The 12329-nt window shown below is 69.5% G+C and carries 10 protein-coding genes and 3 pseudogenes; 5 read left to right on the forward strand and 8 right to left on the reverse strand.

Annotated features, from left to right (window positions below; translation table 11 throughout):
- The first annotated feature begins 139 nt into the window (after window positions 1-139).
- Entirely contained in the window at window positions 140-1153 is a 1014-nt protein-coding gene (locus tag ACQEVC_RS42885) for a hydroxyacid dehydrogenase (protein WP_432889919.1), read from the forward strand.
- Here ACQEVC_RS42885 and ACQEVC_RS42890 read toward each other — a convergent pair.
- Both ACQEVC_RS42890 and ACQEVC_RS42895 read right to left on the reverse strand, forming a co-directional pair.
- Window positions 1117-2070 (reverse strand): SGNH/GDSL hydrolase family protein, encoded by a 954-nt coding sequence (locus ACQEVC_RS42890; protein ID WP_432892027.1) that lies wholly within the window; start codon window positions 2068-2070, stop codon window positions 1117-1119. The genes ACQEVC_RS42885 and ACQEVC_RS42890 overlap by 37 nt on opposite strands.
- Window positions 2037-3827, reverse strand: coding sequence for a glycosyl hydrolase family 28-related protein (locus tag ACQEVC_RS42895; protein WP_432889921.1), 1791 nt, complete (start codon window positions 3825-3827; stop codon window positions 2037-2039). Before ACQEVC_RS42895 ends, ACQEVC_RS42890 begins: the two co-directional genes overlap by 34 nt.
- 234 nt (window positions 3828-4061) lie before the next feature.
- Here ACQEVC_RS42895 and ACQEVC_RS42900 point away from each other — a divergent pair, with 234 nt between their 5' ends.
- Complete coding sequence (locus ACQEVC_RS42900; protein WP_432889923.1) at window positions 4062-5045, forward strand: sialidase family protein; 984 nt, start codon at window positions 4062-4064, stop codon at window positions 5043-5045.
- Between the two features lie 477 nt (window positions 5046-5522).
- Here ACQEVC_RS42900 and ACQEVC_RS42905 read toward each other — a convergent pair.
- Window positions 5523-5639: pseudogene (locus ACQEVC_RS42905) on the reverse strand (hypothetical protein); the annotation flags it as partial.
- A 1170-nt stretch (window positions 5640-6809) separates the two neighbouring features.
- A complete protein-coding gene (locus tag ACQEVC_RS42910) occupies window positions 6810-7214 on the reverse strand; it encodes a hypothetical protein (protein WP_432889925.1) in 405 nt (134 codons plus the stop codon).
- Between the two features lie 316 nt (window positions 7215-7530).
- Here ACQEVC_RS42910 and ACQEVC_RS42915 point away from each other — a divergent pair, with 316 nt between their 5' ends.
- Entirely contained in the window at window positions 7531-7815 is a 285-nt protein-coding gene (locus ACQEVC_RS42915; protein WP_432889927.1) for a hypothetical protein, read from the forward strand.
- A 184-nt stretch (window positions 7816-7999) separates the two neighbouring features.
- Here ACQEVC_RS42915 and ACQEVC_RS42920 read toward each other — a convergent pair whose 3' ends face one another.
- Genes ACQEVC_RS42920 through ACQEVC_RS42930 form a run of 3 tightly spaced genes read right to left on the reverse strand, consistent with a single transcriptional unit; the run spans window position 8000 to window position 10680 of the window.
- Window positions 8000-9019, reverse strand: coding sequence for an SDR family oxidoreductase (locus tag ACQEVC_RS42920; RefSeq protein ID WP_432889929.1), 1020 nt, complete (start codon window positions 9017-9019; stop codon window positions 8000-8002).
- 52 nt (window positions 9020-9071) lie between these two features.
- Window positions 9072-10229, reverse strand: a complete 1158-nt coding sequence (locus ACQEVC_RS42925) for a trypsin-like peptidase domain-containing protein (RefSeq protein ID WP_432889931.1) — start codon at window positions 10227-10229, stop codon at window positions 9072-9074.
- 4 nt (window positions 10230-10233) lie between these two features.
- Window positions 10234-10680 carry a DoxX family protein gene (locus ACQEVC_RS42930; RefSeq protein WP_432889933.1) on the reverse strand — a complete coding sequence of 149 codons (447 nt, stop codon included), beginning with the start codon at window positions 10678-10680 and terminating at the stop codon, window positions 10234-10236.
- 128 nt (window positions 10681-10808) lie between these two features.
- On the opposite strand from ACQEVC_RS42930, the gene ACQEVC_RS42935 reads away from it, so the two are divergent.
- The gene (locus tag ACQEVC_RS42935; RefSeq protein ID WP_432889935.1) at window positions 10809-11747 is read left to right on the forward strand and encodes a LysR family transcriptional regulator; all 939 of its coding nucleotides are present in this window, start codon (window positions 10809-10811) and stop codon (window positions 11745-11747) included.
- Window positions 11748-12010: 263 nt separating this feature from the next.
- Window positions 12011-12189: pseudogene (locus tag ACQEVC_RS42940) on the forward strand (IS701 family transposase); the annotation flags it as partial.
- Here ACQEVC_RS42940 and ACQEVC_RS42945 read toward each other — a convergent pair.
- Window positions 12166-12294 (reverse strand): annotated as a pseudogene (locus ACQEVC_RS42945) (IS5/IS1182 family transposase); the annotation flags it as partial. The pseudogenes ACQEVC_RS42940 and ACQEVC_RS42945 sit on opposite strands and share 24 nt — an antisense overlap.
- Between the last annotated feature and the right edge of the window lie 35 nt (window positions 12295-12329).

Here is a 12329-nt window from a genome sequence, read left to right on the forward strand (position 1 = left end):
CACATACGGCGGCGCACCAAACCGTGGTGCCGGCACGCCGGCGATGACTCGCGTCGGTACTTCCGGGTCCTTCCCCACTCAGCCTGGCCGATCACGAAGGAGCTGTGCGTTGTCCCCATCACCCCGAGCCTCGTCACCGGTGCTCGCCGACGCGGCGCACCGTCCGTCGGCCCTGCTGGTCATGCCGCGCGACCTGGTCGACGACGTATACGGACCGGAGGAACGTGCCCACCTGGACCGCCTGGTCCGCTGGGCCGGCCCGGACGCGACGGTTGAGCAGGTCAGCACGCGACCGGCGCTACTGGCCGACGTCGAGCTGCTCGTCACCGGTTGGGGCGGCCCCCGCCTGGACCGCACTCTGCTCTCCCACGCGACCAGGCTCCGTGCGGTCTTCTACGGCGGTGGATCGGTGCGGCCGATCGTCACCGACGAGTTCTGGGCCGCCGGCATCCAGATCGTGTCGGCCGCCGCCGCCAACGCCGTGCCAGTCGCCGAGTTCACATTCGCGCAGGTGACGCTGGCGCTCAAGCACGCCCACCGCTTCGAACGCGCGGTACGCCGGCTCGGCCGGTTCCCATCCCAGCCGGCGGCGCCCGGCACGTTCGGCTCGACGGTCGGCATACTGTCACTCGGCCTGATCGGCCGCCTGGTGGCCCAACGGCTGTCCGCACTCGACGTGCACGTGCTTGCCGCCGACCCGTACGTAGACGCCGCGAGTGCGGCCGTTCTCGGCGTCGAACTCGTGGGAATCGACGAGCTGTTTCACCGCGCCGACGTGATCACTGTGCACACGCCGTCTCTGCCACAGACCTCGGGACTGATCACCGAGGAACTGCTCGCCTCGATGCCCGAGGGTGCCACAATCATCAACACCGCACGCGGTGCGGTGCTGGATGAACCCGCGCTGATCCGGGTCCTGCACCGGCGTCAGGACGTTTTCGCACTCCTCGACGTGACCCATCCCGAGCCACCCGAACCGGGCTCGCCGCTCTATACGCTGCCCAACGTAGTGCTCACCCCACACATCGCCGGCAGTATCGGACTCGAGCGGCGCCGCGTCGGTCGGCTGGTAGTAGACGAAGTCGGTCGCTTCGTCGCGGGCCAGCCGCTGCTACATCAGGTCCACGCTGCCGACACGGCGCTACGCGCATGACCGTTCGCCTCGGCGTACTCAGCCGATGGGACTGTCCGACAACTTGACAGACCCACGACCACTGACCCTTGGAATAGATCGTCTAGCGTCATGCCCGTTGCGTTGGGTCGCCGTTCCCGGTGCGGCGAGGCGATCGGCGACATGACGGCGATCGGCACTCCCGGGTGGGCGTCGCGGATCGCCTGGATGAAGCCGGAAACCCGTCCGGCAAGGGTTCTGCGGCCGAAGCTGGCGAGGCCGTAGATGTTGATCCCGAGGCACAGCGACACCAGATCCGCCGGTGTCCGCGCGATTGCTTGCGCCGCAACGGGATCCAGGTGACACTCCCCGGCGAACCCGAGGCAGGTCAGGTCCCAGCCGAGGCGCCGGGCGACGAGGGCGGGCCAGGTCTCGCTCGAGCCTGCGGCCGTCCGGCACTGTGTGATCGAGCTTCCATAGGTGATCCAGCGCAAGCCGTCCCCCGCGACAGCGGCAGCACCGGTCGCACGGTGCAGGACAAGGGGTCCGATCCGGAGCTCGCCGAACTCGGGCAGCCAGACCTCCACCACCTTGGTGCCGGGCAGCAGGTCGACGTGGCTCGTCGACGCTCCCGCCGCCAGCGGCACCCGCCGCCACAGGTCACCGTCCACGACGACGTCCAGCGATGTCACGTCCTCGTCGGCAGCGAACGTCTCAAGTTCGAGCGCGGCAGCGTCGGTGCGCCCGACCGCACGGACACCGGCGGCCATGCGCGCCCGCCCGCCGAGCCCGAGGGCGTGGGCGGTGGCGAGCCGGGCCGGTGGCAACCGCCACGGCTGCCACCGGTCGTCCGTCACCGTCCATGCCAGCGCTCCCCGCCAGACCGGTTGCGGGTCGTCGGGAGTGAGCCGGATCGTCGTCGTGGTCAGAGTTTGTCGCCCAGGGGGACCGCGTGCCAGGCCTCGCCGTCGGAGAGTGCCAGGGTGCGCTTGCCGGTCTTCGGGTCCTTGATGAGAACGAGACCGCCGACGTTGTCGGTGGCCTTCGGCAGCTCGGTCGGGGCTTGCTCGGCCAGCGCCAGCTGGTGGGTGTACACCGCCCGCATCCGCTTGTCGGCGGCGCCCAGGTCCCGCAGGTTGTCGGCGGGTGGGATCAGGCCGGTGGCGTTCGCGGTGATGGCGACCACTTCGTTGCTGGTGTTGGTCGCGCACAACAACTCGGTGGCGGCGGATCCGACGCCGTTGACCGCGACCACCCGGATGCCGCCCTTGTTCCCGGCGGTGCCGGGGTGACCCGCCGCCAGGAACGAGCCGTACTTTCCGCCCGCAGCGATCGTGCCCATGCTGTTGATGACCCGGATCCTGCCGTCGGCGCCCGCGTGGGTGACCTCGAGCTGGTTGAACTTGCCGGGCGTGGTCTGGATCTGCGAGTCGTTCACCGTGGTGACCGCGACCAGGTTCGGCTGCGCGTACGTGTTGCCGATGACGTGTGACCTGGTCAGCGTGTCGACGCGGATCGGCGCCCGGTTGGTGGCGTCGGGCGAGAAGACGTTGCCGATGACGGTGGCATCGGTGGCGGTGCCGACCACTCGGATCGCCGCGCCGAGAGCGTCGATGCCCATGTGCCAGTTGTCGAACGTGTTGTTGGCGATGGTGACCCGGCTGGCGCCGGCGAGGAACCGGACCGCCGTCTGTTGCGTCCAGTTGAAGCTGTTTCCGCTGATGGTGACGTTGCGCGGGGTGAAGCCGCTGGCGAACGTGATGGCGCCGGCGCTGCGGGTGACGGGCGGCTCGAAACCGCCGAGGACGTTGTCGGCGATGGTGAGGTTGTGGCCGCCGCTGGTGATGGTGATGATCGCGGCGTCGCCCTCGGCATGTTCCACGACGTTACCGCTGATGGTGGAGTTGGTCAGGCTGCCCCGGAACAGCCGGCGACCGATGTCGAGCAGGTTGCCCTGGATGATCGCGCTGCGGTACTCCCCGTTGCTGGTGGGGGTGGTGACGATGGCGTCCTGGACGGTGTGGAAGTGGTTGTCGGTGATGAGCCACTTCCGCAGCCCGTACGGCGGGTGGTGGACAGCGCCGTCGCCGCCGGTGTTGCCGGTGGGCCAGGAGAGGCTGATGCCGGTGGCGCACTGCGCGACGAGGTTGCGGGAGAAGTACAGGCCGCGGCCGACGAGCTGGATCGCGGTGTCGAACTGGATGAACGTGCAGTCCAGGATCGCGCCGTCCATGTCGTCAGTGTTCGCGACGCCGGAGAACCGCAGCCCGACCTGGTCGAGGTCGACGGTCGCCTCGAAGCACAGGCCGTGGATGGCGGCCAGCGAGCTCTGGATGTGCATACCCACGCCGGCGTGGGCCTGCTTGATGGTGGACGCGCGGTTGCCCATCGTGCCGTAGCCGCGGAGCTGGATCCGGTTGTACGGCTCGTTGGTGAGGTCGGGGACGACGATGGTGCGGGTGATCTTGTATGTGCCCGGCGGGAACAACACGAACGGATGGCCGGGCGTGTCCCGCTGGGAGTCGATGGCCTGCTGGATGGCGGCGGTGTCGTCGTGGACCCCGTCAGCCAGGGCACCGAACTGCTGCGGGGTGACGACGCCGTCGGGCACGTCGGCAGCGGCGGGGGTCGCCTGCCACGGTGCGACGGCTGCAGCCGCTCCCAGCGCCGCGCCACCTGCCAGTAACAACGCGCGACGGTTGGTGCGCTCGGACATGGTCCTGCCCTTCCGGAACGTTGGCTTCGCTCGAGGTGATACGTATAGACACGGCATCGTATTGACGCGCCGCCACCTCGACAAGAGCCCCTGAACCACCGTTTCCGAAACCTCGGCGCCCGGCTTTCCGTCATGTGCCGGCAACAGGACCCCTTGTTGCGGCCATGATCAGGCCCCTACAGTGACGCTACTTGTTACGTATCAGTCCGCGATCGAGCCGCTCGGAGGCACGCGATGATCAGCAGACGCACGTTCGCCAAGGGACTCGTCGCCGGTGCCGCGGCCGTGACGGCACCGCACGCGCTGACCGGCGCGGCGTTCGCGGGGCAGTCGACACAGGCGTGGTACGCCGAGACCACACTCTGGGACTCGGAGGTGGACCCGCACGTCAACTACCACGTCCACGGCCTGGCAGTGCTTCCCGACGACACCGTCGTCGTGGCCACCGAGGGCCGCCACGAGGTGTGCGACGCGGGCCCGCGGGACCTGCTGGTCCGCCGCAGCACCGACGGCGGCGCGACCTGGACCCCGACGCAGACGGTCGTGGCCTCGGTCGACGGCGCCTCGTGGGGCAACCCGGCGTTCGTCGTCGACCGTACGACCGGCGAGCTGTTCCTGTTCTACAACCTGGGCGAGCGGCTGCCGGACAACACCGGGTGCTCGGCCGACAGCGCCGAGATGTTCGTCGTCTCCAGCACGGACGCCGGCGTCACCTGGGGCCCGCCGCGCGGCCTGTCGCACCTGTTCACGCACTTCGACTACGGCTGGACGCTGGACAGCCCCGGCCCCGGCCACGGCATCCAGTTCGACAGCGGCCGGCTGCTGCTCAACGTCGCACACCGCAGGGTCATCGGCTCTGCACTGCAGCGAGTACGCCGACACCAGGTATATGAAGGGGCGGTTGTCGTAGCGGGTGGCCACGGCGCGGAACTGTTTGAGCTTGCTGACCGCGCGTTCGGCGATGTTGCGTTGTTTGAACCGCTCCGGGTCGAACGCTGGTGGGCGGGCCGCCGGCGGTCAGCGGAGAAGGCACGGAAGGCGCCGGTCTCATTCCTGCAGCCGTCGGTCGGCAGGCGGCGTGGGTTCGGGTTGAAGCAGCGCCTGGGCGTTGGCGGCATACCGCACGGCAGCGCGCTCGCTGATCGCGAAGACCTTGACCAGATGCAGCGGATCGCCGCCGGTCGCGAGGGCCTCCTCCAGCTGGCGGTCGATACGTAGCCGCTCGAGCGTGGCCGGAAGTCGCCGCAGGTTCAGGATCCAGGTATGGCCGACCGGTCCGAGCCGCAGCGCGGTGATCTTGTTGATCAGCAGGTGCGGGTTCGCGGTCCGGGGCCAGGTGCGGCGTCGGTGTTCGAGCCATTCCAGCAGTACCCGGTAGGTCAGGTCATCGAGCGGACGGGTGTTGCCGCCGATGGTCAGCGACCGTCCCGCCAGGTCGAGGTCGACCAGCTGCATCGCCCGGATCTGAATGGGGCGGGCCGCGTGGATAGCGGTCAGGGCGACGAACACGCGGGCCTGCACGGTGTCGGCGGCGTCGATGGCGGCGTCGATCTCGACTCCCGTCAGCGGCTGCCAGATCGGATGTTCCCGGCGTGGCCCTTGGATGCGCATGGTCGGGTTCCGGAAGATCGTGCCCGTGCGTCTGGCCCAGCCGAACAGCGACCGTAGCGCGCTCAGGGCCGTCCGCCGTGCCTCGCCGTGCAGGGTGCACAGGTAGGCCACGACGTCCTCGCGGACGACTTCCCGCAAATGGGCGTACCGGGCCGACCAGGCCGCGACGGCCAGCAATGCGGCGGAGACGTAGGTCCGCACGGTGGCGAGGCTGCGCGCCCGCGTTCTGGCCGTTCCGTCGCGCAGTACAACGGACCAGGCGTTGCAGATCGCGTCGCCACACCTCCGGTAACCCGTCGAGTTTCCTGGTCAGCCAGCCCTCCAGAGCGGCCGGACGGTCATCGTCCACGACGTCCATGAGGGTGAGGATCTCGACCACGTAGTCGACGTCGGTGCCGCGCCGGGTGGCAATCCGCTGGAAGTCGCTGACCCGGATCCGTTCTCCGCCTTGGTGTCCGGCGAGCAGCATCACCAGCACGCGTTGCATCGAGCGGCGAACCGTTCCCGGCCAGCCTCGCGCCTCGGCGATGGTATGCGCCAGGTGCAGCCCCCAGGCGAGCCACGGGTTGTCCGGCGGCGGCTGGGTCCTCAGATCGATGCTGCTGTAGCGGTAGGTGCGGGACCCGGCATCGAACAAGGCGGGCCGCACCCAGCGGGTCACCGGCGTCCCGGCGACCGGTGGTGGCGCCTTGAGCGGGCGGCCCTTGGCCCCAGGTCGCCCAAGCCAAGCGGTTGGGTCACCGCCTACCCGGCGTCCGGGGGATCTACAGCCACGTCAGCGCCATCGTCGAGCAACGTCTCGTGGACGGACTACAGGCCCGGTGGGAGCAACATGCTCCCCGAACCCGACCCGGCGGCGCGTGACAACATTTCTGACTAGGAAGTGCGCAGCCGTGGAGCGGACAATCGGTTAACGGAAGTGGTCACCGCCGGGGAGCGGGCGTGCTCCCCGGATGCTCCCCGAGTAAGGGCCAGGATCCGAAACGGCCCGTTACCGAAGATCCGATAACGAGCCGTTTGACCTGCTTATATAGCTGGCTGTCGATACTTGGTTTGAACCAGTGACCTCTTCCGTGTCAAGGAACGCCCGGCAACGCGCTGACCAGCAACGACGAAAGGGGCGCAGGTCGGGCGGTAAACGATAATCGCAGGTCAGAACCGTTAAGCGAGATTCAGCGCCATTGGGAGCACAGCAATGCTCCCAATCTGCTCCCCCGCCAACCACACTCGCGCCCACCGATTATCGGCCTCAGAACGGCCGCCGGAGCTGCCACTGTGCCTGCAGACCACCGACCGGGGCAGGCCGTTCTTGCTCGATGGGCTGCGAGCCCGCGTTAGTAGTTGACCGCCCTTGCGGCTGGTCCGGCTGCGCTACGCCACCCACTCACCGATCACGCTCGTGGTGGTGCCCAGCAGGTAGACTCGCCGGGTCACGATCTCCATCAGGAACAGCACATAGACGCGGCTCAGACTGATGGTGTCCACACGCATGACATCGTAGGACCGGATGCCTTTGACCTGCACGGTGAAGAACTCGGTCCAGGTCGGTCCCCCACCCGTCGCGGCGCCGCCCCACCCCCACCCCTGATCACGATCGACCAGACCGTGCTGGCCGCGAACCGGTAGCCCAGGCCAGCCAACTTCCCCTGTACGCGCCGACACCCCAGGCCGGCTTGTCCCGAGCCAGCCCAGCACCAACTCGCGGACCTCGGCCGTGAGGCGGACGACCCCGCCGCCCGAGCACGTCCACCGCCGCGCGGCAGCTTGCGATGCCAACGCCCCAACATGACCGGGTGGCGAAGGACGTCGACCAACCGCGTCCGCGGCAACAGCCTCGGCAGCCAGGCCTGCACCGCCCGGTCAGCCGGCTCCAGATCGGCCGACGCACCCGCCGACGCAGCACCGCGACCTGGTGCCGCAGCACAACAACCCTCGACCCCGTTGGCGTGCCCACCGCAGGCCACCAGGATGATCAACTGGAGTACCTAACAAAGAATCAGCTAGCCGAGCGACAGGAGCACGACGCCATTCAACGATCCCACGGAGGACAGAGCCACACGTCAGTACCTGCGACTGGGTCTTCGAACGGTTCATGGCCGAGCCGCAGTGCCCGGTGTGGTGCGAGGGGAACTGCCGCACCGAAGACGGCGTCCGCCTGCACGGCCGGCGCGTGGCCGCCGTGTACGGCCACCACATCGACGATGCCAACGACATCAAGACGGCAACGGTCAACATCGAGGCGTTCAACCTCCCCGACGGGTACGGCGACGAGCCGCCATCGGTGACGCTGGCCATCGACAACCCGGAACAGCCCACCGCCGACATGAGCAAGCTCAACGGGATGAACCACAACGCGGTCCGACACCTGGCCGCATGATTGCTGTCGGGCTGCTGGGACCGCACCACGATCCGGCTCACCCCTCAGCAGGCGGCGAACCTCGGCGCGACGCTGATCACCGCATCCCGCGCCGCCTACAACAACACGGCAGTCAAGTCCTGACCACGGCAGAGATATGGAGCGGCCCGGACCACCCGCAGGCAACGAGGTCCGGGCCGCTCGTTCACGGGGCGGTGGTCAGATCGCCGAAGCCGGAGGCTGCCATGATGCCCGCTTGGACGCGGGTGGCCGCCTCGTGCAGTTCGCCGATGAAGTCGTGCACGCCGGGTCCGAGTACGCGGGCCGGGCGCTGGCCGCGCGGGGTCCGCACGACGGTCGCGATGGTGTCCGCGATCTCCTGCGGATCGGCGGTGGAGTCCTCGATCAGGTGCGACTCGGCCCGCTGCGCCAGTTCGCCGTACTCGGCGCGACGGCGGGTGTTGTCCGGGCTGAGGTGCCGAAGGTACTGCCGGTAGTACCCGACGCCGTTGGGGTCTACGAAGTCGGTCGAGTAGGCGCCCGGCTCGACGATGATCACGTCGACACCGAGTTGGGAGACCTCGTACCGGGTGATCTCGGTCATGGCCTCCAGCGCCCACTTGGCGCCGCAATAGGCGCCGAGGAACGGGAACACGAATCGTCCCAGCGCGGTAGTGACCTGGATGACGAGGCCGTCCCGCTGAGCCCGCATCGTGGGCAGGACGGCGCGGTTCATCCGCAGGTGGCCGTAGAGGTTGGTGTCGAAGATGTTCCGCACGTCGGCGATCGTCTGAGTCTCCAGCACCGCTGGGTGGAACATGCCGGCGTTGTTGACCAGCACGTCGATGCGGCCGGCGCGCTGGCGTACCCGGCGGACACCCTCCTCGACCGACCGGTCGTCGCGCACGTCGATATCGACTACCTCGAGTGCGAGCCGCTCGCGGCGCGCGACGTCGCGCAGCGCGCGGGCGGGTGCCGCGTTCGCGCTGGCGGTGCCGCGCATGGACGCGTATACCCGATACCCGGCCCTGGCGAGGGTTAGCGCGGTCAGGTTGCCGAATCCGCTGCTGGTGCCGGTGATCAGGACGACTTTGCCGGTGCCGGACGCGACCGATGGTGCCGAGGCTGCCGCCGGCACGCCGGGGACAGCGGCGAGGCCGGCGGTGGCGCCGAGGGCAGCGGTGGCGCCCAGCACTGAACGCCGCTGGATCTTCTCTTGGCTCACGGACGATCTTCCTTCCATTTCGTTATCGAGGCATGTTCCGGGGCGAGGACAGCTATGAGCGTCCAGCCAGGCGCAGCGCCTCCTGGCGGGTCAGGCCGACCGGCAGCGCAGAGGAGGCGCTGGTGATCATCCCGAGCACCTGACCGTCTCGGTCCACCAGCGGTGCGCCGATCGCCTCCGGGGACAGCGTGGCGGCGATCCGTACGGCGCGCGCCTCCAGTGCGGTGACGACCGTCCACTCTGGTGGGCTGCGGGCCGGCAGTACGCGGTTGCCGACCCCGGCGTCGGCGAGCCCGGATCCGGAGTAGAGCGCGGGCAGGCCGACGTCGTCGACCTGGAGGGCCGCTACGTCGTACTCGGAGGAGCGGCCGAGGACGCGTGCGGAACGCTCGGTGCCGTCTCGGAGCACGACGCGCATCGTGTCGTTGCTGGCTATGACGGAGGCTGCGGTGACGATGAGGCCGGGCACGGCGACGCGGAATCCGGTGCCGGTCCGCCCATTGGCGGCATGGATGAGTACGACGGAATCGAGGACGCGGTCCGCCGTCGTCTGCTCGCCCGAAGCGCTCGCCGTCGCCGCCAGCGAAGGCCACTGCCGGGGCAGCACCCTGCCGAGCAGCCGGACCTGGTCGCCGGTTACGGAGTACACGGCGGCCTCGCCCTCGGCAAGGGTGACCGGCGGGGACAGCACACTGGGGTAGACGCCGTGGGCGGCGAGGACCAGGTTCGGTTGTCCGGCGGCTGGTGCGTGCTGGCGGATCAGGTCGCCGGTACGCCGGTCGGCCGCCTGGTCCCGCCCGGGGTAGAGGCGTTCCAGGCCGGGTAACATCTCACCGCGCCCGAACGCGAGCTGCGCGGTGTCCCGCGCCCGGCAATACGGGCTGGTCCACACCGTGCCGACCGGGATGCCGAGATCCTGGAAGGCAGCGCCGATCGCTCGCGCGTCGGCCCGGCCGGCGTCGGAGAGGTTGCGCTGGGTCGCGCAGTCGGCGAGGTCGACCGGCCCCCGGTCCGGTCGGGACTGGTCGGTGGCGGCATGCCGGAAGACGATGACCAACCCGCCGGCGCGTAGCGCGTCCAGCGGAGGCGCGGACGAGCCGGTCGCCGCCGGCTGGGAGGCGCCGCCCGTCGGCGCGGCACCCGGATCGCCGCCGGTGCAGCCGACGACGGCGAGGACCAGCGCGGTCACCGCGGCGGCGCGCGCCCGCATCCGGTCAGGCACGGCTGGCCCGCACAGACCGCGCAACGCCGGCCGAGCGGTCCCGCCAGCGCACCAGCAGCGCGTCCAGGCTGAACCGGCCGGGCCCGAGCAGCAGCAGCGTGAGCGAGGCTACGCCCATCATGAACGCGTACCCCGAACCGCTGCCGTCCTGGCCCATGACCAGCCCTTCGCCGCGGTGCACGAACAACAGCGCGCCGGCCATGACCACGATGAAGCCCGCCGCCAGCGGGCGGACGAGGGCGCCGACGACGAACAGCATCCCGCCGAACAGCTGGATGTAGGCGGCAAACGGTGCGGCCAGCTCCGGCACGGGAATGCCCGCGTCGGCGTAGTTGCGCACGTTGTTGGAGACGCCCGCGTCGAAGACGTCACCGGCGCCGTGGGCGATGAACACCGCGGCGACGGCGAGCCGTAGCGCGAGCAGACCGGTGTCGGTCACGGCCGGCCGTGCGTCGGTGAGTAGGCGTGCCATCATGCTTCTCCCTCGCAGTCGGTGGTCCTTCGATTTAGCCGGGCCGAGGTCGCGGGAAGAAAGATCAATCAGGTAGCTCGTTATACTCAGCGGGTATGAGCGACGTCGAGATCCGCGAGCTTCGCTACTTCATGGCCGTCGCTGAGGAGCTCAACTTCTCCCGTGCCGCGCAACGGCTCGGCATCGCCCAGCCGCCACTGTCCCGAGCCATCGCCGGGCTGGAGCGCAAGCTCGGCGTGCGGCTGTTCACCCGCGACACCCACCGGGTCGAGCCCACCCCGGCCGCGGAGGCGCTGCGGGAGGAGGCGACGGCCGTCCTCACCGCCGTGACCGCCCTGACCGCACGCACCCGCCGAGCCGGACAGCCGGAGCCGACACTGGTCGCTACCGCTAAACCCGGCCTCGCCACCGGGCTGCTCCAACAGATCGCGGCCGCCTATTCCCGGCAGCCGGGCCTGCCGCCGTTGGACATCCTGATCAGCGGCTACCGGGAGCAGGCCGATATGGTCCGCGACGGCCGGGCCGACGTAGCGCTGCTCAGCTCACCCTGCGCCGAGCACGGCCTCGAACTGGAACCGCTCACCACGGAACCACGCGTCGCCGCCCTCCCGGCCGGTCACGAGCTGGCCGGCCGCGCCGGGCTGCGCTGCGCCGACCTATGGCCGTGGCCGGTGCCGCAGTGGCCCGAAGCCAGCGACCGGGAGCGGGCCTACTGGGCCGGCCTCGACCAGATCCCCGGCGCCGCCGTCCGCTGCCGCCCAGACGCCCCGGTGGTCGCCGACCCTGCGCAGCTGCTCGAAGTTGTCGCGCTCGGCAAGGCGGTCGCGCTGATCCCCCGATCCCTGGCCACCGCCAACGACCGCGACGACATCACCTACCGGCCGGTCGCCGACGCCAGCCCGTACACCGTGATGGTGGCGTGGCGCGCCGCAACGCGATCCCGCATGGTCGCGGCATTCGTCCGCACCGCGCTCGAGGTAGCCGCCGCCGAGACTGCCCGCACGACCATCAGGCCGGCTGGGATCAGCGCCTGACCAAAGGCGTGTCTCATTTGGAGGGCTGTCGGGCTCGGGCATGATCTGCTTCCGTGCACGAGGTCATGATTCGTACGTGGGCGCCGGATGATCTGTGGGAAATCGCGGAGCCGTTGATCCCGCCCGCACCGTGTCGTCGGCAGGGTGGCGGCCGTCGCTCACACGCTCAACAGCCGCCCCCGCAAGACACTCGGATGGCAAACTCCCGCAGAAGCCCTCAACGACCACCTACTCCGCTGCGCGTCTATTGGGACGTGGCGATGCCGCACGCAATGCAGCGGCTGTTGAGCGAGGCGGTGTGGGACGCCGAGGCGGTGCGCGGATACGTGGTCGACACGCTGGGCGACCCGGACGCTGTGTTGATCCTGGACGACACGGGTGATCTTAAAAGGGTGATCTCACGGTCGGCACGCAACGGCAGGGCCTGCCGTCCCGGGTCGAGGCGCCGCCACCGGGATTGTTGCTGCTTACGGTGGCTGCGGATGCGGTCGGCGAGGTGGTTCAGGGTGCGGCTGGACAACGAGATCGTGGACGGGTAAGACAGCACAGGCGAGGCTCCCGGTAGGGGCATCGGGTTTTGGT

Origin of the sequence: Plantactinospora sp. CA-294935 (assembly GCF_050936445.1) — a bacterium.
Lineage (GTDB): Bacteria > Actinomycetota > Actinomycetes > Mycobacteriales > Micromonosporaceae > Plantactinospora.

Excerpts from the sequence above, each read along its gene's own strand:
- ACQEVC_RS42900 (WP_432889923.1), top strand. The coding sequence starts at position 4,062 with ATGATCAGCAGACGCACGTTCGCCAAGGGACTCGTCGCCGGTGCCGCG.
- ACQEVC_RS42915 (WP_432889927.1), top strand. The coding sequence starts at position 7,531 with ATGGCCGAGCCGCAGTGCCCGGTGTGGTGCGAGGGGAACTGCCGCACC.
- ACQEVC_RS42935 (WP_432889935.1), top strand. The coding sequence starts at position 10,809 with ATGAGCGACGTCGAGATCCGCGAGCTTCGCTACTTCATGGCCGTCGCT.
- ACQEVC_RS42925 (WP_432889931.1), bottom strand. The coding sequence starts at position 10,229 with ATGCGGGCGCGCGCCGCCGCGGTGACCGCGCTGGTCCTCGCCGTCGTC.
- ACQEVC_RS42895 (WP_432889921.1), bottom strand. The coding sequence starts at position 3,827 with ATGTCCGAGCGCACCAACCGTCGCGCGTTGTTACTGGCAGGTGGCGCG.